The 19,919-nt window shown below is 62.7% G+C and carries 19 protein-coding genes and 1 pseudogene; 13 read left to right on the forward strand and 7 right to left on the reverse strand.

Annotated features, from left to right (window positions below; translation table 11 throughout):
- Positions 1-142 precede the first annotated feature (142 nt).
- Together ligD and ABI546_RS02865 are read right to left on the reverse strand one after the other, a co-directional pair.
- Positions 143-2,719, reverse strand: coding sequence for a DNA ligase D (gene ligD, locus ABI546_RS02860; RefSeq protein ID WP_348043912.1), 2,577 nt, complete (start codon positions 2,717-2,719; stop codon positions 143-145).
- Between the two features lie 29 nt (positions 2,720-2,748).
- Complete coding sequence (locus tag ABI546_RS02865; protein ID WP_348043914.1) at positions 2,749-3,675, reverse strand: Ku protein; 927 nt, start codon at positions 3,673-3,675, stop codon at positions 2,749-2,751.
- Between the two features lie 223 nt (positions 3,676-3,898).
- Between ABI546_RS02865 and ABI546_RS02870 the strand changes: the two genes are divergently transcribed.
- The 10 genes from ABI546_RS02870 (at position 3,899) to ABI546_RS02915 (ending at position 14,016) form a co-directional block, all read left to right on the forward strand.
- Positions 3,899-4,363, forward strand: a complete 465-nt coding sequence (locus ABI546_RS02870; protein ID WP_348043916.1) for a CHRD domain-containing protein — start codon at positions 3,899-3,901, stop codon at positions 4,361-4,363.
- A 202-nt stretch (positions 4,364-4,565) separates the two neighbouring features.
- Positions 4,566-5,024, forward strand: a complete 459-nt coding sequence (locus tag ABI546_RS02875) for a MarR family transcriptional regulator (protein WP_348043918.1) — start codon at positions 4,566-4,568, stop codon at positions 5,022-5,024.
- A 48-nt stretch (positions 5,025-5,072) separates the two neighbouring features.
- Complete coding sequence (gene hmgA / locus ABI546_RS02880) at positions 5,073-6,377, forward strand: homogentisate 1,2-dioxygenase (protein ID WP_348043920.1); 1,305 nt, start codon at positions 5,073-5,075, stop codon at positions 6,375-6,377.
- A 45-nt stretch (positions 6,378-6,422) separates the two neighbouring features.
- Positions 6,423-7,712 carry a fumarylacetoacetase gene (gene fahA, locus ABI546_RS02885; protein ID WP_348043922.1) on the forward strand — a complete coding sequence of 430 codons (1,290 nt, stop codon included), beginning with the start codon at positions 6,423-6,425 and terminating at the stop codon, positions 7,710-7,712.
- A 171-nt stretch (positions 7,713-7,883) separates the two neighbouring features.
- Positions 7,884-9,086 (forward strand): cytochrome P450, encoded by a 1,203-nt coding sequence (locus ABI546_RS02890; RefSeq protein WP_348043924.1) that lies wholly within the window; start codon positions 7,884-7,886, stop codon positions 9,084-9,086.
- A 65-nt stretch (positions 9,087-9,151) separates the two neighbouring features.
- Positions 9,152-9,496, forward strand: coding sequence for an antibiotic biosynthesis monooxygenase (locus tag ABI546_RS02895; RefSeq protein WP_348043926.1), 345 nt, complete (start codon positions 9,152-9,154; stop codon positions 9,494-9,496).
- A gap of 143 nt (positions 9,497-9,639) precedes the next feature.
- Positions 9,640-12,036: a YgiQ family radical SAM protein gene (locus ABI546_RS02900; protein ID WP_348043928.1), complete on the forward strand. Its 2,397-nt coding sequence runs from the start codon at positions 9,640-9,642 to the stop codon at positions 12,034-12,036.
- A gap of 260 nt (positions 12,037-12,296) precedes the next feature.
- Positions 12,297-12,512: a DUF2892 domain-containing protein gene (locus tag ABI546_RS02905; protein ID WP_348043930.1), complete on the forward strand. Its 216-nt coding sequence runs from the start codon at positions 12,297-12,299 to the stop codon at positions 12,510-12,512.
- Positions 12,512-13,060 carry a sigma-70 family RNA polymerase sigma factor gene (locus ABI546_RS02910; protein WP_348043931.1) on the forward strand — a complete coding sequence of 183 codons (549 nt, stop codon included), beginning with the start codon at positions 12,512-12,514 and terminating at the stop codon, positions 13,058-13,060. Before ABI546_RS02905 ends, ABI546_RS02910 begins: the two co-directional genes overlap by 1 nt.
- A 128-nt stretch (positions 13,061-13,188) precedes the next feature.
- Positions 13,189-14,016, forward strand: coding sequence for a hypothetical protein (locus tag ABI546_RS02915; RefSeq protein WP_348043932.1), 828 nt, complete (start codon positions 13,189-13,191; stop codon positions 14,014-14,016).
- On the opposite strand, the gene ABI546_RS02920 is transcribed toward ABI546_RS02915, so the two are convergent.
- From ABI546_RS02920 to ABI546_RS02930, 3 genes and pseudogenes are all read right to left on the reverse strand, one after another.
- On the reverse strand, positions 13,988-14,332 hold the full coding sequence (locus tag ABI546_RS02920; RefSeq protein WP_348043961.1) for a DUF1294 domain-containing protein: 345 nt from the start codon (positions 14,330-14,332) through the stop codon (positions 13,988-13,990). The two genes, ABI546_RS02915 and ABI546_RS02920, sit on opposite strands and share 29 nt — an antisense overlap.
- Positions 14,333-14,503: 171 nt before the next feature.
- Positions 14,504-14,686 (reverse strand): annotated as a pseudogene (locus tag ABI546_RS02925) (cold shock domain-containing protein); the annotation flags it as partial.
- A 25-nt stretch (positions 14,687-14,711) separates the two neighbouring features.
- Positions 14,712-15,665 carry a CoA transferase gene (locus ABI546_RS02930; protein ID WP_348043933.1) on the reverse strand — a complete coding sequence of 318 codons (954 nt, stop codon included), beginning with the start codon at positions 15,663-15,665 and terminating at the stop codon, positions 14,712-14,714.
- Between the two features lie 232 nt (positions 15,666-15,897).
- Here ABI546_RS02930 and ABI546_RS02935 point away from each other — a divergent pair, with 232 nt between their 5' ends.
- Together ABI546_RS02935 and ABI546_RS02940 are read left to right on the forward strand one after the other, a co-directional pair.
- Positions 15,898-16,467, forward strand: coding sequence for a DUF2975 domain-containing protein (locus ABI546_RS02935; RefSeq protein ID WP_348043935.1), 570 nt, complete (start codon positions 15,898-15,900; stop codon positions 16,465-16,467).
- Between the two features lie 21 nt (positions 16,468-16,488).
- A complete protein-coding gene (locus ABI546_RS02940; protein ID WP_348043937.1) occupies positions 16,489-16,704 on the forward strand; it encodes a helix-turn-helix transcriptional regulator in 216 nt (71 codons plus the stop codon).
- Positions 16,705-16,935: 231 nt separating this feature from the next.
- Here the strand turns inward: ABI546_RS02940 and pobA are convergent, their stop codons facing one another.
- The gene (pobA, locus tag ABI546_RS02945) at positions 16,936-18,105 is read right to left on the reverse strand and encodes a 4-hydroxybenzoate 3-monooxygenase (protein WP_348043939.1); all 1,170 of its coding nucleotides are present in this window, start codon (positions 18,103-18,105) and stop codon (positions 16,936-16,938) included.
- Between the two features lie 125 nt (positions 18,106-18,230).
- On the opposite strand from pobA, the gene ABI546_RS02950 reads away from it, so the two are divergent.
- Positions 18,231-19,073 carry an IclR family transcriptional regulator C-terminal domain-containing protein gene (locus ABI546_RS02950; RefSeq protein ID WP_348043941.1) on the forward strand — a complete coding sequence of 281 codons (843 nt, stop codon included), beginning with the start codon at positions 18,231-18,233 and terminating at the stop codon, positions 19,071-19,073.
- A 105-nt stretch (positions 19,074-19,178) separates the two neighbouring features.
- Here ABI546_RS02950 and ABI546_RS02955 read toward each other — a convergent pair whose 3' ends face one another.
- Positions 19,179-19,910 carry an ABC transporter ATP-binding protein gene (locus tag ABI546_RS02955; protein ID WP_348043943.1) on the reverse strand — a complete coding sequence of 244 codons (732 nt, stop codon included), beginning with the start codon at positions 19,908-19,910 and terminating at the stop codon, positions 19,179-19,181.
- Positions 19,911-19,919: the final 9 nt, after the last annotated feature.

Below are 19,919 nucleotides of genomic sequence, written 5' to 3' on the forward strand. Positions count from 1 at the left end.
CTCCTTGAAAAAGTTGAACGGAAGTGAGCGGAAAACTGCCCGCCACACGACCAATTTAGGTCTCGCGCGGGGGCTTCCATGTCGGGCCAGCGGCTATGGCGCTGTAGGAGCTGGACGACAGGGCTCAAGCGAAGCACCGGCATCACTTGGACCCCGCAACTTTGAACCCCAGCCGCTTCATCGCAGCGGTGAGCCCGTTGCGTGACGATTCATAAGCGTCCCACGGCTCGTTGCCCACGGACAGCCTGGCACCCAGGGACTGGGCTGTCCAATGCGCGCCGCTGGTGAGTGATGCCAGTTCCTCCCAATCCACCGGCACCGACACGCCCAGCCCAGGCCGCGCGCGCATGGACCACGCCGCGACCGTGGTGGCCCCGAACCCGTTGCGCAGGTAATCGACGAAGATCTTGCCGACGCGGTTCCTGGGACCGCTCTTGGCCACAAAGCGCTGCGGTATCACGGCGGCAAGATGCAGCACCAGTGCGTGGGAGAAATCTTTCACCGTGTCAAAGTCGTGTTGGCGTTTCAGCGGCACCACCACGTGCAGTCCTTTTCCGCCGCTGGTTTTGAGAAAGCTTGAGAGGTCCAGCTCGTCCAGAAAAGCCCGCACGAGCTGCGCGGCTTCCTGCATGTGCGGCCAACCCACGCCTTCGCCCGGGTCCAGGTCAAACGTCATGCGGTCAGGCTTGTGGATAGAGCGGGTGGTGGCGTTCCAGGTATGAAACTCGATAACGTTGACCTGGGTTGCCGCAAGCAGCGCAGCAGTGGACGGAATTTCCAGCAGTTCTGCATGGCTGGGGTCCAGCTTGCGGTCCAGGAGTTTGATGCCCGGGATGGAGGTGGCCTCGGCGTGTTTCTGAAAAAACAGCTGGCCTGAAATCCCCGAGGGCGCGCGCACCAGTGAAGTAGGGCGGCTCTTGAGGTGCGGGCGCATCAGTTCCGCGACCAGCGCGTAATGCTCCACCACGTTCTTCTTGGTGAACCCGGTGCTTTCGTCCACGATGCGGCCTGCATGGGTGACGCGCAATGATGTCAATGGTTTGGCGGACGCAGCGGCGGGCATTTTGGCGGCAGATGTCACGGTGGCGCCTTTCTTGCCGGCCTCTGGCAGGGTCGGATTTTCACGAAGAATGTCTTTGGCCGGCTTGTCGGTACGCAGGCCCTGAAATACCGAGTGGCGAATGTGTCCGCCGTGGGTCCATTCGCCAAAGGCGACCTCCGCCAGCAACTGTGGCTTGACCCACTGCCCGCGGACCCCGGTGGGAAGTTTGGCAAAAGGGCTGGTGCCCGCGTGAAGCTTTTCCAGCCGGGCTTTCAGGTCCTTGAGCATCTGGTCGTTGAACCCCGCGCCCACATTGCCGGCGTATTGCAGTTTCCCTTCGGCGTCGTGAACCCCCAGCATCAGCGCCCCCAAGCCGATGCGCGATCCCTTTGGTTCGGTGTAGCCGCCAATCACGAATTCCTGGCGCAGCTGGGTTTTCAGCTTGATCCAGTCGGGCGACCGGCGCGAGGTATAGACCGAGTCCACGCGTTTGCCGATCACGCCTTCCAGGCCCAGGCGCCGCGCCGAGTCGAGCAGGCTTTGCGGCGTCTCTTCAAAGGCCTCGCTGAATCGCACGTTTTCATGGGGGTGGCGCGTGACCACCGTGCAGAGGATTTCGCGCCGCCGGGCCAGTGGCAGCTGGCGCAGATCGAGGCCGTCGAAGTAGGGCAGGTCAAACACGTAGTAAACAATGTTGGCCGTGCTGGCGCTGTCAAAGGCGTTTTGCAGCAGGCCAAAATTGGGCACGCCTTGTTCGTTGAGCACGACGATCTCGCCATCCAGCCAGCCCGAGAGAAGCTGCAGCTCCTTGACGGCTTGAGCCAGCTTGGGCAACTTGCTCGTCCAGTCGTTGCCGTTTCGCGTGATCAAGCGGACGGATGACTTTTCAATGCGCGCCAGCAGGCGATAGCCGTCGTATTTGATCTCGTAGGCCCAACCCTGCGGATCTGCCGGGGGGCGCGCCACCAGCGTGGCCAGTTGCGGCGCCAACATCGCGGGAAGCGCTGCCTGAACCGCGCCTTCCGGGAGATCAGCCGCGGTTATTTTGGGGCGCGTCTTTCGTTTGGCAACAGGAGTTGCTGCCCCTGCACCCGAACTCGCCTTGTCATCGCGCGGCAGGGGTTTGCCGCTCAGCACGCTGTTGGGCAATGCCTCAAGCACATCAAACTCGTGCTCTGGGCGGGCTTGTTCATCGCGCTCCTTGATCAGCAGCCAGGGTTCCTGCTTTTCGTCGCCGCGGCCATGCATGCGCACCAGGGTCCAGCCGCCTTTGAGCTTTTCCCCGTGGAGTTCAAACTTGAGCTTGCCGCTTTTGAGTCCTTTAGCAGGGTCGCCAAGCGGTACCCACAGGCCCCGATCCCAGACGATCACATCGCCCGCACCGTATTGCCGGGCTGGAATGCTGCCCTCAAACCCGGCGTAAGAGATGGGGTGGTCTTCCACGTGCACCGCCATGCGTTTGACGGTGGGATCCAGGCTCGGGCCTTTGGGCACGGCCCAGCTTTTGAGCGTGCCCTGCAGCTCCAGGCGAAAGTCATAGTGCAGGCGGCTGGCGTCGTGCTTTTGTATGACGAAAGTGAGGGCCTTGTCGGTGCGCTCACCGCCGCGTTCGGGCTCCGGCGTCTGCGCAAAGTCACGCTTGGCGCGGTAGTGTTTCAGCAGGTCACGTGCACCCATGTTGTTGCCAGTATTGTGGTGCTTTGCGATTACGCCGCGCGCTTTCTGGCGCGTGCGTGCGTGGTTTTGGCGGCAGGCTTTTTGCGTGCCGCTTTTTTGGGTGCGGCCACGGCCTTGGCGGACGATTTGGCTTTGGGTGTCTCGTCGGTCGCACCGCCTTTGCGCAGGCTGCGCTGCAGCAGCTCGGTCAGGTCAATAATTTTGGCGCCCGTGCGGCCCTCGGGCGGGTCAGCCTTGTCAGGCCGCACCACGTCCTCCAGCTTGCCTTCTTTGGCCTTGCGCTTGACCAGGGCCATGATGTCGTCCTTGAAGGAGTCGGTAAAGTTCTCCGGGTCCCAATGACCGGTCATGTCGTCGACCAGTTGCCGCGCCATGGCGCGCTCTTTGTCGCTGAGGCCGGCCTTGGCTCCTACCGGCGGAAGGTCGAGTTCTTTGAGCGGGCGTATGTCGGCGCCCCAGCGCAGCAGGTTAAGAATCAACGCCGGGCCGGAAGGAACCAGCACGGCCAGGTGTTGCTTGGTTTGAATGACGACACGGGCAATGCCCACGCGCTGGGTTTTCAGCAAGGTGTCGCGCAGCAGCGCATAGACTTTCTGGCCTTTGTTGATGGGCGCAATGTAGTAGGGCCGCTCCAGGTAGACGAAAGGAATGTCGGTGTTGGGAACAAAGCTTTCGATCTCGATGGTCTGCGTCGTCTTTGGGTAGGCGGAGCCAATCTCTTCCTCTGACAGCACCACATACTGGCCGTCCTCGTACTCGACGCCCTTGACGATGTTTTCCTTGGTGATTTCCCGACCGGTTCGCTTGTTGATGCGCTTGTAACCCACCGGGTCCATGCTGCGCTTGTCCAGCCAGTCAAAGTCCACACCGCTTTCAGACGTGGCCGAATGCAGCGCCACCGGAATGTGGACCAGGCCAAAACTGATGGCGCCTTTCCATAAAACGCGGGATGCCATGGTGTTGTCTTTCTTGCGGTGTTGCAGCCAGGCCTGCAAGGCAGGTGCGGGCTTGCAGGCTTTCAGCGATCAGGCGAGTTTGCGTTGCGCCGGCACGCGCACGTGTCGGCTTCCCATGGGGTGCCACGTCGTCCGGAACCGACTGTTCCCATGGGGTTTGTCCTACCGGCCTGGGCGGGGTGTGCCACGCACAATCGGCTGCAACTTTCCAAGGAACTCAACCATGCTTTCACGCCGCACCGCTACCCGTATGTCTCTTGCCGCCATGGCTGTGGCCGCTGCCGCCGTCACGGGCTGCGGTTTGATGGACAACAAGCAGTCCAGCCTGGTGGCCTTCACCACGCAGCTTCGCGGCGCCAACGAGGTGCCCGCCAATGCCAGCCCGGGCAGCGGTTCCGTTGATGCCGTGTTCGACAAGAGCACCAACCTGCTTCGCTGGAAAGTCAACTACACCCGTCTCTCCGGACCCGCAACGGCAGGCCACTTTCACGGACCGGCCGCCATTGGCGCCAACGCCGGCGTAGCGCTGGGATGGACCAGCCCGATTCGCAGCCCCATGGACGGCAGTGCCACGCTGACGGCCACACAGGCCGCCGACCTGATGGAAGGCCGCTGGTATGCCAACATCCACACGGCCGCGCACCCCGCAGGCGAAGTGCGCGGGCAGATGACGATGGTGCGCAATTAGGCGTATTCGGGTCCTCGGCCCAAGTTCCCGGCATCAGTCGGGGTCATTTCTGGTATTTGCGGGGCTGTCATAACTGGTTGCGGGCGCAACCGGATTGATTTATAGTTGCGAGCGCAACCATAAATCAGCCGGAACAAGCCCTTATGAACAACCCCATTTCGCTTTCATTGCCTGTCTGGCTCCGGCGAGTCGCGGGGCGGCCATGATCAAGCTCGAAAGAACCCTGACCTACCGCCTGCATCTGCTGCACAAGCTGACGGATGTCGAAAGCCAGCGTGCCTATGTTGCGGAAGCGGACCTGTCCATGAGCGACGCGCGTTGCCTCACGGCAGTGGGGACGTTTGCACCGCTGTCGGTGAACGACCTCGCGCAAAAAGCCAACCTGAACAAGGGTCAGGCCAGCCGAGCCGCCCAGTCGCTGGCCGACCAGGGCCTGGTGGTCAAGGCCGCCAGTCCCACCGATGGGCGCGGCGTGGTGCTGACGCTGACACCGAAGGGCAAGACCGCATGGCAGCGCGCCATGCAGGTGGTCGGGCAGCGCAACCAGGATATTTTTGGCGTGCTGAACGCCGCCGAACGCACCCAGCTCAGCGATTTTTTCGACCGGTTGATCGAAAAGGCCAGAGCCGGCAGCGATGCGCTTGGCGACGCCGAAGAATGATTGCATTGAGCCGTTGAACTGAACAACTGATACCCCGGAGAAATTCCCATGACCACAAACACTTTGCGTTACCAGTCGGGCTTTGGTAACGAATTCTCCAGCGAGGCGGTCGCCGGCGCCTTGCCCGAAGGCCGCAACAGCCCGCAGCGCGCACCGCATGACCTTTACACCGAACTGGTTTCCGGCACCGCCTTCACCGCGCCGCGCGCGGAGAACCGCCGCACCTGGACATACCGCCGCCGGCCTTCCGTGGCGGTGGGCGGCTACAAGCCTTATGCCGTGCCGCAGTGGACGACAGGCGCCGCGGGCGGCAGTATCGCGCCGCCAGACCCGCTGCGCTGGGCGCCGTTTGCCATTCCCGCGGAGCCGCTGGATTTTGTCGACGGCATCCGTACCGTGGCGGCGAACGGCGACGCCGAAATGCAGACCGGTATGGCCGCGCATGTGTATGTCGCCAATCAGTCCATGCAGCGGCGCGCGCTGGTCAATGCCGACGGCGAGATGCTGCTTGTGCCGCAGCAGGGCCGGGTGGTGCTGACGACCGAGCTCGGCATCCTCGAGGTGAAACCCGGCGAAGTGGCCGTGGTGCCGCGCGGCATGGCCTTCAGCGTGGCCTTGCCCGACGGCGCCTCACGTGGCTACGTATGCGAAAACTACGGCGCGCATTTTCGCCTGCCGGAGCTCGGCCCCATCGGCTCCAACGGCCTGGCCAATGCGCGCGACTTTCTGGCACCCACTGCGGCGTTCGACGCTGCCCCGGCATCCAAGGGCGGTTTTGAAATCATCAAGAAATTTGGCGGGCGCCTGTGGTCTGCCGTGCAGCCGGCCAGTCCTTTCAACGTGGTCGCGTGGCACGGCAACCTGGTGCCCTACAAATATGACACCGCGCATTTCATGACGATTGGCTCCATCAGTTACGACCATCCGGACCCGTCCATCTTCACCGTGTTGACTTCACCGTCTGACACGCCGGGCACGGCCAATTGCGACTTCGTGATTTTTCCGCCGCGCTGGCTGGTGGCTGAAAACACCTTCCGCCCGCCCTGGTATCACCGCAACCTCATGAGCGAGTTCATGGGCCTGGTGTATGGCCAGTACGACGCCAAGCCCGAGGGCTTCAAACCCGGTGGCGCATCGCTGCACAACTGCATGGTGCCGCACGGCCCCGACACGGAGGCCTTCGAGAAAGCCAGCACGGCCCCGCTGGCGCCGCACAAGCTGGACAACACCCTGGCCTTCATGTTCGAGAGCCGCTACCGCTTCATTCCCACGGCCTACGCGCTGGAGGGTGGGGCGCTGGACGCCGGCTACAGCTGCTGCTGGGCCGGACTCAAGGACCAGTTCAAGGGCTGACGTGCGCGTCGACTCGCCTGCATCCATTTTTTTGAAAAGCCCACCATGAACGAACTACTCAACGCCACCCACGACCCGCAACTGCGCAGCTGGGTGGCTTCGGCCAATGGGGCCGGCACCGATTTCCCGATCCAGAACCTGCCGTTTGCCACCTACAGCCAGGGGCCGCAGGGCGCGCGCAAGATCGGCGTGGCCATTGGCGACCAGGTGCTGGATGTGCGTGCGACCGGCCTGATCGAAACCAGTGACATGAACGCGCTGATGGCGCAAAGCCCGGCGGCGATGAGCGCGCTCAGGGCGGCCATCTCGCAAGGATTGTCAGAGGGCAGCGCGCAGCATGCCGAGTGGGCGCAGTTCTTGTCGCCCCAGGATGCGGTGACCCTGCACCTGCCTTGCCGCATCGGCGACTACACCGATTTCTACACCGGCATTCACCACGCCACCACCGTCGGCAAGCTGTTTCGCCCCGACGAGCCGCTGCTGCCCAACTACAAGTGGGTGCCGATCGGCTACCACGGCCGGGCATCGTCGATCGGCGTGAGCGGACAGACATTTCACCGGCCCATGGGCCAGACCAAAGGCCCCAAGGAAGACGTGCCGGTCTTGCGGCCCAGCCACCGGCTGGACTACGAGCTGGAGCTGGGCGTGCTGGTGGGGCAGGGCAATGCGCTGGGCGAGCCCATCGCCATGGGCGAAGCCGAGGCCCACGCTTTTGGCATGGTGCTGCTGAACGACTGGTCGGCGCGGGATGTGCAGGCCTGGGAATACCAGCCGCTCGGCCCTTTCCTGGCCAAGAACTTTGCCAGCACCATCTCGCCGTGGATCGTGACCATGGAGGCACTGGCGCCGTTTCGCGCGCCGTTTACGCACCCTGAAAGCGACCCGCAGCCTTTGCCTTACCTCGACTCGCCAGCCAACCGCAAGCAAGGGGGCATTGGCGTGGCGCTTGAAGTCTGGCTGCACACGCAGGCGATGCGCGATGCGGGCCTTGGCCCCGAGCGCCTGTCGCAATCGAATTTCCTCGATGCCTACTGGACGGTTGCGCAAATGCTCACGCACCACACCGTCAATGGCTGCAACTTACAGCCCGGCGATCTGCTGGGCACAGGCACCTTGTCCGGCCCCGGGCCCGATCAAGCCGGTTCGCTGCTGGAGCTGAGCCAGGGCGGCAAAAATGCCCTGACGCTGGCCAATGGCGAAACGCGCACCTTTCTGGAAGACGGTGACGCGGTTATTTTGCGTGCCTTGTGTGAGCGCAACGGTTTCAGGCGCATCGGGTTTGGTGATTGCCGCGGACAGGTGCTTGCAGCGCGTGCCCAGGCGGCCGTTGGCTAAACCCGATTTGCTATAAATTTCGTAGCTGCTTGCGCTCACGGATAAAGGGTTACAGCCCTATTTGACGCAAAATACAGCGTCGAAGCCCGGTTGACCGGGCGAGACGGCGGCTTGACATGCTTCGCTCCGGGGCGAAGTATCGCCACAGGGTTTCGGGCAAAAATGGCCGTCATGAAACCCGATCCGGCATTCAGCCAAACCCCCGGCTCCACCCCGGAGCACATCCTTGCGGCGTCTGCCCACCGCGACCCCTATCCTTATTACGCATCGCTGGTCGCAGGCCCAGCGCTGGTCTTCGATGCGCCGCGCAAGCTGTGGGTCGCCAGCAGCGCCGCCAGCGTGAAAGCGGTGCTTGGCAACCCGGCCTGCCACGTGCGCCCGCCAGCGGAGCCCGTGCCCAGCGCCATCGTCGGCTCAGCCGCCGGCGAGGTGTTTGGCCACCTGGTGCGCATGAATGAGGGCGTGCGGCACGACGCGCCCAAGCTGGCGCTGCAGCGCTTTCTGGTGGACATTGATCTGGCTCGGGTACGAGCGCGCACGGAAGCTTTGGCGTTAACACAGGCGGGGCAGGGGCGGCTCCACGGCGCCGCACTGTCGCGTTGGGCGTTTGAGGTGCCCGTGATGGCCGTGGCCGACGTGCTGGGTTTTGCCGAGGCCGAGTTGCCCCAGGTGGCGCACTGGATGGGAGATTTTGTCGCCTGCCTGTCACCCGTCAGCACGTCGGACCAATTGGCAGCTTCTGCCGAGGCGGCGTCGGCGCTCCTGGCGCGATTTTCCGAACTGGTGCGAGATGCGCAGACGCGCCCGGCCAGCGCATTGGCACGCCTGCAGCACGAAGCGGCGCAAGCCGGTTGGCACGATGCCGCTGCCTTGCTGGCCAACGCGGTCGGCCTGCTGTCGCAAACCTATGAAGCCACGGCCGGCCTCATTGGCAACAGCATCGTGGCACTGGCGTCGCAGCCTGGGTTGATGGAGGCGATGGGCCGCGAGCCCAGCCAGTTGCTGCCAATGGTCAACGAGGTCAGCCGCTTCGATCCGTCCATCCACAACACGCGCCGCTTTGTGGCTGAGGCCACGCAGGCGGCGGGAGTGTCGCTAAAGCCCGGTGACGTGATGTTGCTGGTGCTGGCCGCAGCGGGACGCGACCCTTTGTGCAATACCAGGCCCAATGAATTCTTGCTGGACCGCCCGGACCGCGATGTGCCCGGCTTTGGGCAGGGAGCACATCAGTGTCCCGGCCAGGCGCTGGCCTGCCAGATCGCGGCAGCGGCGATCAATCCCTTGCTGGCGTCCGGCCAGTTGCAGGCGGCTTCGTCCTTTAGCTGGCAGTACCGGCCCTCCATGAATGCCCGGATTCCGGTGTTTGTGGATTGATGCCACCATCTATCGCACAACCGACTCTTCAAGCCACGAAAAAACACACTCAGGAAAAGCCCGCCATGATCGCCATTATTTTTGAAGTACAGCCCGCTGAAGGCAACAAGCAGACTTACCTGGACATCGCTGCCGCGCTCAAGCCACAGCTGGAGAAAATTGACGGCTTTATCTCTATCGAGCGCTTTCAAAGCCTGAGCAATCCGGGCAAGCTGCTGTCGCTATCCTTCTTCAGGGACGAAGCTGCAGTGCTGGAGTGGCGTCGGCTGGAATCCCACCGCAAGGCGCAAAGCCGTGGCCGCGGCGGCGTGTTTGAGGACTACCGCCTGCGCGTGGCCCATGTGCTGCGCGACTACGGCCTCAATGAGCGCGATGAGGCGCCCGGGGACAGCCGCGAGATGCATGGCTGAGCGTTCCTGAGCGGTGATTCGTGGCCGCATAGCCACTTTAGACATGCCAATCGTGCATAGGCAGCCATTTGTAGGGCTTAAATGCCGAATATAGAGGCAAAACTCAGGGTAAACCTTACAATGGAGGGTTACCCCAAAAGCCCATGAACGCCCCCGTCGACGTCTCCTTTTTTACGCGCGCCGCCAAGCCGCTGACCAGTTACCGCAAGTACTGGGCGGCCCGCTTTGGCACGGCCAAATTTCTGCCCACCAGCCGGGCCGAAATGGACGCGCTTGGCTGGGACAGCTGCGACATCATCGTGGTGACGGGCGACGCGTATGTCGACCACCCGAGCTTCGGCATGGCCGTCATCGGCCGCATGCTCGAGGCGCAGGGCTTTCGCGTCGGCATCATCGCCCAGCCCGAATGGCAAAGCGCCGACCCGTTCAAGACGCTGGGCAAGCCCAACCTGTTCTTCGGCGTCACCGCCGGCAACATGGACTCGATGATCAACCGCTACACGGCTGACCACAAGATTCGCAGCGACGACGCCTACACGCCTGGCGACATCGGCGGCAAACGCCCCGACCGCGCAGCGCTGGTGTATTCGCAGCGCTGCCGTGAAGCCTACAAAGACGTGCCCATCATACTGGGCGGCATTGAAGGTTCGCTGCGCCGCATCGCGCATTACGACTACTGGTCCGACAAGGTTCGCCGCAGCGTGGTGGTCGATGCGAAATGCGACCTGCTGCTGTACGGCAATGCCGAGCGCGCGATTGTCGAAATCGCCCACCGCCTGGCCGCCAAAGAGCCGGTGGCCAACATCACCGATGTGCGCGGCACCGCCTTTATCCGCCGCACAGGCGACGAAACCGCCAACGGCTGGTTCGAGATCGATTCCACCAGCGTTGATGCGCCGGGACGGGTTGAGGCGCACGTCAATCCGTATTTGATGATTTCCGACCAGGCGCGCGAGCAGGGCGCCACCTGCGCGCGGGAAGACGAGGCCACCGAGGTGGCGGTTGAAGCCGAAGCAAAGGGCTCTCCCGTACTCGGCAAGGCCGCCAGGCCCGCCGCGGCAAACCCCGCCATCAAGCCACTGACTTTTGTGGCCAACCCCAACCTGCCGTCGACGGTGCACACCGCGCAAGGCAAGATCAAGGTCCCGCCGCGCGACCGCTCCGTCATTCGCCTGCCGTCTTACGAGCAGGTGAAAAGCGATGCGGTGCTCTACGCCCACGCCAACCGCGTGCTGCACCTTGAGACGAACCCCGGCAATGCCCGTGCCCTGGTGCAGGCCCACGGCGAAGGCGCCACTGCGCGCGACGTGTGGATCACGCCGCCGCCCATTCCGCTCACCACGGCCGAGATGGACTACGTGTTCGACTTGCCTTATGCGCGTTCGCCGCACCCGCGCTACGCCGACGAAAACGGCAGCCACGACGCCGCCACCAAAATTCCGGCGTGGGAGATGATTCGCTTTAGCGTCAACATCATGCGCGGCTGCTTCGGCGGCTGCACCTTCTGCTCCATCACCGAACATGAAGGTCGCATCATCCAGAGCCGCTCCGAAGACTCGGTGATCCGCGAGATCGAGGCCATCCGCGACACCGTCAAGGGCTTTACCGGTGCGATTTCAGATTTGGGCGGGCCCACCGCCAACATGTACCGCATTGGCTGCAAGTCGCCCGAGATCGAGGCCGCCTGCCGCAAGCCTTCGTGTGTGTACCCGGGCATCTGCTCCAACCTCAACACCGACCACAACCCGCTCATCAAGATGTACCGCCGCGCGCGGGCATTGAAGGGCGTGAAGAAAATCCTCATCAGTTCCGGCCTGCGCTACGACCTGGCTGTGCAAAGCCCCGAATACGTGAAAGAGCTCGTCACGCACCACGTGGGCGGCTACCTCAAGATCGCGCCTGAGCACACCGAGCAGGGCCCGCTCACCAAGATGATGAAGCCCGGCATCGGCAGCTATGACAAGTTCAAGCAGATGTTCGAGAAGTACAGCCTCGAAGCCGGCAAGAAGCAGTTCCTCATCCCGTACTTCATCGCCGCCCACCCGGGCACCAGCGACGAAGACATGATGAACCTGGCCATCTGGCTCAAGAAGAACGGCTTCAGGGCCGACCAGGTGCAGACCTTCTACCCCAGCCCAATGGCCACGGCGACGACGATGTACCACACCAACAAGAACCCGCTGCGCAAGATCACGCGCGACAGCGAGACGGTGGACATCGTGCGCGGCGAGCGCCGCCGCAGGCTGCACAAGGCTTTTTTGCGCTACCACGATCCCAACAACTGGCCGGTGCTGCGCGACGCCCTCAAGGCCATGGGCCGCGCCGACCTGATCGGCAACGGCAAACATCACCTGATCCCGACCTTCCAGCCGATGACCGACGGCAGCTACACGAGTGCGCGTCGCAAGAACTCAACCGGTACGGCCACCACGGTGAAAGCTGCGCCGGTGGTGAAGGGCCGCTTGCTGACCCGCCACACCGGGTTGCCGCCGCTGGCGCAGGGTGCGGGCGGTAAGCCCGGCGGCCGCAAGGGTCGCTAGATACGCCTGCAGCGTTTAGTCATAAAAAATAGCTCCGATGGAGCTATTTTTATGAGAAATAGGGCTCCGGCCCAATAAGAACGAGCGCAAGCAGCTATTGAATTAATAGCAGTCGTATGTCTGCTCGGCGCCTGAGTGGATCCCAATCAGGCTTGGCGGATGTATAGCCCAAGAATATTTTTTAAGGCATGAATCCTTTTGCCGGAACGACCCCTCTTTGCCGTGATGCCGCATTTTTGACGGCAGTCAAAGGAAGTTTCATGTTCTATCGCAAAAATATGGGGCCCAAAGAACGTTGGGCGTGTGGCGTGTCGGGGGGCCTGATGGTTGCTTGCGGCCTGATCGTGCTCGGTTTGACGCCGCTCGGGCTGCTTGCGGCCTGCGCCGGCGTGGTCACCGTGCTGACAGGCTCGTTCGGTTTTTGTCCGGCGTGCGCCATGGTGGGCCGCAAACCTGAAAAGCCCGGCGCTCCCTGATGGCCATCGAAACGTCCCTTTTTGCCGCGGCGCAGGCCGGCGACCCGACCGCGCTGGCCTCGCTGCTGCGGCAGCTCCAGCCCGATGCCCGCCGTTACGCTCGCTACCAGTGCCACCGCGGCTCTGCCATTGAAGACGTGGTCCAGGAGGCGCTGATCATCGTCTACCGCCGGGTTGGCACCGTGCGCGATGCGGCGGCCCTGGCCGGCTGGATGTTCAGGGTCATTGCCCGTTTGTGCATGCTGCCGGCGCTTGCACTAATGCGCGGAACGCAAGAGCTGTCCCAGCACGAGGACGGCAAATACTTTGCGCAGGTCCCACAGGACGAGCTCCGAATCGATCTGGTCCGCGCACTCGAGTCCCTCCCGCTGATGTACCGCGAAGTCATTCTGCTGCGCGACATGGAGCAGCTCACGATCACTGAAATCGCACAGCGCCTGCAGCTGACCCGCGAGGCGACCAAAAGCCGCATTCACCGGGCGCGCGCCATGGTGCGCGAGTACCTGCGGCCTGAGGGCGCAGCCAGCGGAAGTGCCGGCGGCCGATAGCCGGGGTGCGGGCGGCGCCGCTGAACGACTGCTTTCTGGCAAGATCAGCTATCAGGCCGTTTTGAACTTGACCTCGTCAAGGTGCGTTTGGCGCGGCATCGGCTTTCGCTCTCAACTCTGGAGACACCATGGACATTGCCCGCAAAGCACTTGCCGCTTTCACCGTGGCCGCGGTGCTTGCCTGCGCCTGGCTGGCGCCGCTGGATGCGCCCGCCATGCAGCAAGTGGATGCCGGGTTGAAAAGAGCGCTGCTGAGCTTTGCCACGGCCAGGTTGCTCAATGGCGTGATTTCGGTGGCGCAGGGGACTGAAGCGTCGGTGCAGCCTTTTGGCGTTGGCGTGACGTTTGCGCCGGGGCAAATTCTCGACCCCGTCAATGACCTGGTGGAGCAGTTTTCGCACTTGATGCTGGCGGCCAGTGTCGCCTTTGGTGTTCAAAAAGCCTTGATCAGTATCGGCAGCTATTGGCCGGTGTCGCTGGTCTTGAGCGCTACGTTGCTGGGCTGGTGGTGGTGCTACCTGCGCAGGCCGCAAGTGCCTTTGTGGATTTCAAGGTTGCTGGTGATTTTGCTGATGCTGCGTTTTGCCGTTCCGGTGGTGACGCTGGGCACCGACTTGCTCTGGCAAAAGTTTCTGGCGGCTGATTACACCGCCAGCCAGCAACTCATAGACCGCACGGCGGGCCAGACCGACAAGCTCAATCCCGCCGCCACTGCCGCGCCCGACAACCGCGGCATGCTGGACACCTTGAAAGACTGGCTGGCCAAAAACGGTGACGTGACAAAGCACTTCGAGAGCCTCAAGCGCGCCGCGGAGCAGGCCACCGAACACATCATCCGGCTCATCGTGATTTTTGTGCTGCAGACGTTGGTGATCCCTTTGCTGCTTTTGTGGGCCCTGTATGGTTTCGTCAAGCAGGTGTTTGAGCCTACAGCCAGACGGACAGGGATTTCCTGAGGGGCGGCCAGAATAGCCAGGCCCCAAAAAGCAGGCCGTGCGATAAAACCATCAACCAGTAGACCAATCGAAAAGGCTGTTTGCTCGACTTGTGTCGCAACACCTGCTGTGCCAGCCAGGCCCCGGGCCAGCCGCCCGCCAGCGCCAGAAGTTGCAAGGTGTTTTCCGGTGTGCGCCGCTGGGCGGTCTGCGCCGCGCGCTTGTCTGCCCAGTACATCAAAAACGTCAGCAAATTGAGCACAACTGACGCTGGCAATGCCCACCACGGCAGCAGCGAGCGCCATATAGCCCAAAGCATCAGCCCGCCGTAGGCCAAGCAGACGAGTAGCATGGGCCCGAACCCGGGTCCGTCAGCCGAGGCGGCGACTTGCCTTTGCGGGCGTCGCTTGCGGGGGTCCCTGTCCTCAGCGCGGGAGCGCGTATGGCTTCGTGGCTCGGTGTGGCTGGACGCGAGACCCGGTTGCGCACTCATCGCTTCAATCGCCATCGCGCGTGGCCCTTTACCGCCGACGTGTATTTCTTCAAATGTGACAACCATTCCCTCGCGCGGTTGCAGGCCGCCACGTACATCCCGCACATGAAAAAAGACGTCGGCGCTTGCTGCCGGGCTGCGGATGAATCCAAATCTGCGCGCGGCCTCCCAGCGGGCGATGGTTCCTTGCTTCCTCATGAGGACACGAGCCGATGCATGTGTATCAGGGGGCCAGCGTGTGCAACGGGATGTCCTGCTGCACCGCGAGCTTGTCCAGCTCTTTGCGCGTCCTGGTTTTGAGCCAGGCCTCTATCGCCTCATGCGTGGCCGGCGCAAACATCGTCTTCATGCCATTGGCCGCCACGCCTGCGGCCGCACACAGGCTGGCGGCGAAGTGCGGCTCCAGCGCCGCCACAGCGACGCGGCCGTCCTTGCATGCATAGACGCGGTAGCCGGCATGTCCGCCGCCGACCGCCGCGCCGGCTTGTGTCAAACCCCAGGCGCGGGGCAACGCCAGGTAAGCGGCCGCGCTGGAAAGCGCTACTTCCAGAAAAATCCCTTTACCTTTCGCGCGCTGGTGCATCACGGCCTGCAATACCGCTCCGCTGGCCATTAGTGAACCGCCCATGTCCGCATACAAGGTGGCGGGCAGATCCACACCGGTGATCAGGTCATTTTTTGCCAGGTAGGTCAGGTCGTGGCCGGGCTCGTCGGCGCGCTCGCCCGGGCTTCCCACGATGGCGACCTGGCTCAAATGCGGGTGCTGCTTGTGCAGTGCTTTCCACGTCAGTCCCAGCTTGACCAATGCCGCCGGCCTGAAGGACGTGAGCAACACATCGGTTTTGGCCAGTTCGCGGTGCAGCAACTTCTGGCCGCGTTCGCTCTTGAGGTCGGCGGTTGCGATACGCACGCCCTCGTGCAGCGCCGCATAGGCGGTGGCGTTGTAAAGCTTCATCGGGTCGCTCGATGAGCCGGCCGGTGCGCCCTCGGGTGGGGGCGGCTCCAGCTTGACGCAACTGGCTCCCATCTCGCGGCAGCGCATCAGGGCTGCAGGGCCTGGCAGATTGAGTGCCAGGCTCAGCACGCGCACGCCCTTGAGGGACTGCAGCGAAGGAGTTGCTCCAGCCGGCGGCGTTGTTTTGCGGGTGGTGATTGACGGGGAGGAGGAGAGCGCCATAAAAGGAGGGGAAAGGGAGGGGGAAGGGGAGTCTGTGGGCAGGCAGAGCCGCCGCCCTTTAACGCTGCGGTCGTTCGGTCAATTTAACCCAAACCCTTTGACCGTGGCCTCCCATTCCGCCCGCAAATCATCTCGAGATGAATTAATTTCTGTTTTAGAGCTATAAATTATTGTTTTACAGTAATTAATTTGAGATACTGAAGGCCTTTTAAACAAGGCAAGAGGTACTTCCTTGAAAAATACCGCAACCCCCATGGCCCCCAACGGGCCGGATGTCCAGGGTATTAGCAGTGTGCTGGCCTGGGCATGTGCCTTGCTGGCGGTGGCGCTGCCGCTGGCCGTGGCTTATCACCTGCTCAGTACGCCGGTAGACAGCCTGCTCCTGCGCGCAGGCGTTCTGGTGTCCGCATCACAAGCTGCCGCGCTGGACGTCACCCTGGCCCAAAAAAGCCTGGCTGCCTTGCTGGGTGTGCTGCCGGTGTGCTGCGCGTCGTACGGCCTGGTGTGCGCCATGCGTTGCTTCTCCGGGTTTTCGCAAGCCGAATATTTCAGCGTGCGTAACGTCCGGTACCTGCGTGGTTTTGCGGCAGGCATTTTTGCGTCGGTGGTCGCCGGAGTGGTATCTGCCACTTTGATCACCGTGGTTTTGACATCAGGTGCCCCTCCCGGGCAACGGGCGCTGTCCGTCGGCCTGGGCAGCAACGAGCTGCTGACGCTGCTGTTTGCCGGCATGGTGTGGCAGATCGCCGCTGTGATGGCGCGGGCTGTTGCACTGGCCGAAGAAAACGCGCAGTTCGTTTAAGCCTTTTTTCTTTTTCGCCGCATGCCCATCGTCGTCAAACTCGATGTGATGCTGTCCGAACGCAAAGCCCGGTCCAAAGACCTGGCCGCGTACGTCGGCATCACCGAAGCAAATCTGTCCTTGCTCAAGCAGGGGAAGGTCAAGGGTGTGCGCTTTGACACGCTGATGCGGATTTGCGAATTTCTCAATTGCCAGCCGGGCGACCTGCTGGTGTCCCGACCTGATGAGCCAGCCTGACAGGAGAACAGTGTGAGATTTTTCTTGACGACCTTGATGTTGTTGTTGCTGACCGCGTGTGCCGACATCAACTGGCAACGTACTGCAAAGGACTCGGTGGAGTCCGCCTGCCGCGGCAGCGGCAACTGCCATATCGAATGCGATTCAAAGTCTGCCGCTGCGGCCGGTGAGCCCAAGTGCAGCGATGCTGGACGCCGACGGCTCAGGTGAGAAGGTTTCTGTCCGCGGCGGTCACAGCGGCAAACCCACATAGTTCTCCGCCAGTGACGTCGACGCGGCCTGTGAGTTGATCAGGTAGTCGAGTTCCGCTTCCTGGATCTTCTGACCGAAGCCACCCGCATCCGGAAACTTGTGCATGAGCGACGTGAACCACCACGAAAAGCGAACAGCCTTCCAGACGCGCCGCAGGCAGGTATCTGAATAGGTGTTGATGCCGGCTTCGCTGCCTGCGTAGAACTCAGTGAAGGCCCGGGCCAGGTAGCGCACGTCGCTGGCGGCCAGGTTCAGTCCTTTGGCGCCTGTGGGCGGCACGATGTGGGCGGCGTCGCCCGCCAGGAAGAGGCGGCCAAAGCGCATGGGCTCGGCCACAAAGCTGCGCAGCGGCGCGATGCTTTTTTCAATCGAGGGCCCGGTGACCAGGCTTTCGGCCAGCTCGGGCGCGAGGCGGCTGCGCAGCTCGTTCCAGAAGGCGTCGTCGCTCCAGTTTTCGACCTTGTCGTCAAGCGAACACTGTACGTAGTAGCGGCTGCGGGTGTGGCTGCGCATGCTGCACAGGGCAAAACCGCGCGCGTGATTCGCGTAGACCAGCTCGTGCGAGACGGGTGGCGTGTCTGACAGCACGCCCAGCCAGCCAAAAGGGTAGACGCGCTCGTAGGTCTGCAGCGCCGCGGCCGGCACGCTGGCGCGGCTCACACCATGAAAGCCGTCGCAGCCGGCAATGAAGTCGCATTCCACTTCATGCGCCACGCCGTGCTGCACATAGCGCACCTTGGGGTGGGGCCCGTCAAAATCATGCAGGCTGACATTCTCGGCCTCAAACGCGGTGGCCAAGCCAGCGGCGGCGCGTGCGTCCATCAGGTCGTGCGTCACTTCAGTCTGGCCGTACACCATGACGTTTTTGCCGCCGGTGAGCTGGTGCAGGTTGATGCGGTGGTGCGAGCCGCCAAAGCCCAGCGCAAAGCCGCCGTGCACCAGGCCTTCCTTGCGCATGCGCGCGCCCACGCCAGCTTCGTCCAGCAGGTCGGTCGTGCCTTGCTCCAGCACGCCCGCACGTATGCGGCCCAGCACATACTCGCGGCTGCGTTGCTCGATCACGATGGCGTCGATGCCGGCCTTGTAAAGCAGCTGGCCCAGCAAATGGCCGGCAGGGCCGCCGCCCACAATCGCTACCTGTACACGCATGATGTCTCCATTCAATCTTCTGAGGTCAATGTCCTGGCCACGAGGTTATGTCGCTCCCTGTGGACAAGCCATAGCGCTGGCGTCGCTTTGCACGATGTACGGCTCATTTGTGCGATGATCGCGCAATGGTCACATCAAAAACCGCTGCAAAACCCGGCGCCTTTCCGATCGCCAAGCCCGACATGATTGAAGGCATGGCCAAGGGCATGGCGGTGCTGGAGAGTTTTGATACACAGCGCCAGCGCCTTAACGCCACGCTGGCGGCCGAGCGCGCAGGCATTACGCGCGCGGCGGCGCGCCGACATCTGCTCACGCTCACGCACCTGGGCTACCTGGAAACCGATGGCAGCTATTTCTGGCTGGCGGCCAAGGTGCTGCGGTTTTCAGGCGGCTACCTGGCTACTGCACGCTTGCCGCGTGCCGTCCAGCCGGCCCTGAACCGGCTGGCCGCACAAACGCAGGAGTCGTTTTCGGTCGCGGTGCTGGACGGTGACGAGATCGTCATCATTGGCCGCAGCGGCTTTGAGTGGAAGTCTCCTGCAGAGGGAAAAATCGCGACGGCGCGGGTGCTGGCCTATGGCTTGCACTTAGGCGCACGCTTGCCGGCGCACGCCACCTCCACAGGCCGTATGCTGCTGGCCGCCAAACCGAAAAGCGAATTTTCGGCCTGGCTGAAGGCTAGAACCGACACGGGCATCCTGCCAAGACTGACCCTGCACACCACGACAGACCTGCGCAAGCTTCGCGGCCTTGTGGAGCAGGCGCGGATCGACGATTACTGCATGGCCAGTGAAGAGCACGAGCTGGGTGTGCACGCGCTGGCTGTACCGCTGCGCGACATGCAGGGCCGCACAGTGGCCGCGCTTAACGTGGTTTCATCGCCGCAGCGCTTGCGCGCAGACGTGATGCAAAAAGAGTTGCTGCCGTTGCTACTGGAGGCGGCACGTGAGTTGCGCTCTTTGCTGTAAGGGCGCATCGATTGCCATTTATAAGGTAATCAGGCCACGAGGCAATGGCAGCGTGCGCAAGCAGCTATGAAAATTATAGCGCCGCACGGATGCAGCAACTTGCGCTTAAACGCCCAGGTATTGAACCAGCAGCTCCGGCCGCGAATGCAGTTCCGCTGAGCTGCCTTCAAATACGACCTGCCCCTTGACCAGGATCACGTTGCGGTCGGTGATCTGGGTGACATGCTTCCAGTTCTTGTCGACGATCACGCTGCTGATGCCGGTTTCGCGAATGAGGCCGCAAATGCGCCAGATATCGCGAGCAATCAGCGGCGCCAGACCTTCGGTGGCTTCGTCGAGGATCAACACATCGGGGTTGGTCATCAGCGCGCGGCCAATCGTCAGCATCTGCTGCTCGCCGCCGCTGAGCTGCTGGCCGCCATGGTTCAGGCGTTCCTTCAAGCGTGGAAAAGTCTCAAGCACGCGGTCATAGGTCCAGTCGCGCTGGCCTTTCGTGCCCGCGCGGGCTGCCATCTTGAGGTTTTCCGTCACGCTGAGGTTGCCGAAAATGCCGCGACCCTCGGGCACATAGGCGATACCGAGGCGGGCGATTTCGTAGGGTGCGGCGCCCGTCATCGGTCTGCCGTTAATCGCGACCGAACCTGAGCGCGGTTTGACCAGGCCCATGATGCTTTTGAGCAAGGTGCTCTTGCCCATGCCGTTGCGGCCCATGAGGCCAATGGTCTCGCCGCGCGCGACATGAAAGTCAATGCCGCGCAGTACGTGGCTTGCACCGTAGTAGGTGTTGATGTCCTGGGCGCCGATCAGGATGTCGATCTGCTTTTCCGGGGTGTTCATACGATCTCC

This window comes from Polaromonas sp. (assembly GCF_039932935.1).
GTDB lineage: Bacteria > Pseudomonadota > Gammaproteobacteria > Burkholderiales > Burkholderiaceae_C > Polaromonas.

What these genes read in the sequence shown, in the direction of transcription:
- ligD (WP_348043912.1), bottom strand. Translation starts at nt 2,719, where the DNA reads ATGGGTGCACGTGACCTGCTGAAACACTACCGCGCCAAGCGTGACTTT.
- ABI546_RS02865 (WP_348043914.1), bottom strand. Translation starts at nt 3,675, where the DNA reads ATGGCATCCCGCGTTTTATGGAAAGGCGCCATCAGTTTTGGCCTGGTC.
- ABI546_RS02870 (WP_348043916.1), top strand. Translation starts at nt 3,899, where the DNA reads ATGCTTTCACGCCGCACCGCTACCCGTATGTCTCTTGCCGCCATGGCT.
- ABI546_RS02875 (WP_348043918.1), top strand. Translation starts at nt 4,566, where the DNA reads ATGATCAAGCTCGAAAGAACCCTGACCTACCGCCTGCATCTGCTGCAC.
- hmgA (WP_348043920.1), top strand. Translation starts at nt 5,073, where the DNA reads ATGACCACAAACACTTTGCGTTACCAGTCGGGCTTTGGTAACGAATTC.
- fahA (WP_348043922.1), top strand. Translation starts at nt 6,423, where the DNA reads ATGAACGAACTACTCAACGCCACCCACGACCCGCAACTGCGCAGCTGG.
- ABI546_RS02890 (WP_348043924.1), top strand. Translation starts at nt 7,884, where the DNA reads ATGAAACCCGATCCGGCATTCAGCCAAACCCCCGGCTCCACCCCGGAG.
- ABI546_RS02895 (WP_348043926.1), top strand. Translation starts at nt 9,152, where the DNA reads ATGATCGCCATTATTTTTGAAGTACAGCCCGCTGAAGGCAACAAGCAG.
- ABI546_RS02900 (WP_348043928.1), top strand. Translation starts at nt 9,640, where the DNA reads ATGAACGCCCCCGTCGACGTCTCCTTTTTTACGCGCGCCGCCAAGCCG.
- ABI546_RS02905 (WP_348043930.1), top strand. Translation starts at nt 12,297, where the DNA reads ATGTTCTATCGCAAAAATATGGGGCCCAAAGAACGTTGGGCGTGTGGC.
- ABI546_RS02910 (WP_348043931.1), top strand. Translation starts at nt 12,512, where the DNA reads ATGGCCATCGAAACGTCCCTTTTTGCCGCGGCGCAGGCCGGCGACCCG.
- ABI546_RS02915 (WP_348043932.1), top strand. Translation starts at nt 13,189, where the DNA reads ATGGACATTGCCCGCAAAGCACTTGCCGCTTTCACCGTGGCCGCGGTG.
- ABI546_RS02930 (WP_348043933.1), bottom strand. Translation starts at nt 15,665, where the DNA reads ATGGCGCTCTCCTCCTCCCCGTCAATCACCACCCGCAAAACAACGCCG.
- ABI546_RS02940 (WP_348043937.1), top strand. Translation starts at nt 16,489, where the DNA reads ATGCCCATCGTCGTCAAACTCGATGTGATGCTGTCCGAACGCAAAGCC.
- pobA (WP_348043939.1), bottom strand. Translation starts at nt 18,105, where the DNA reads ATGCGTGTACAGGTAGCGATTGTGGGCGGCGGCCCTGCCGGCCATTTG.
- ABI546_RS02950 (WP_348043941.1), top strand. Translation starts at nt 18,231, where the DNA reads ATGGTCACATCAAAAACCGCTGCAAAACCCGGCGCCTTTCCGATCGCC.
- ABI546_RS02955 (WP_348043943.1), bottom strand. Translation starts at nt 19,910, where the DNA reads ATGAACACCCCGGAAAAGCAGATCGACATCCTGATCGGCGCCCAGGAC.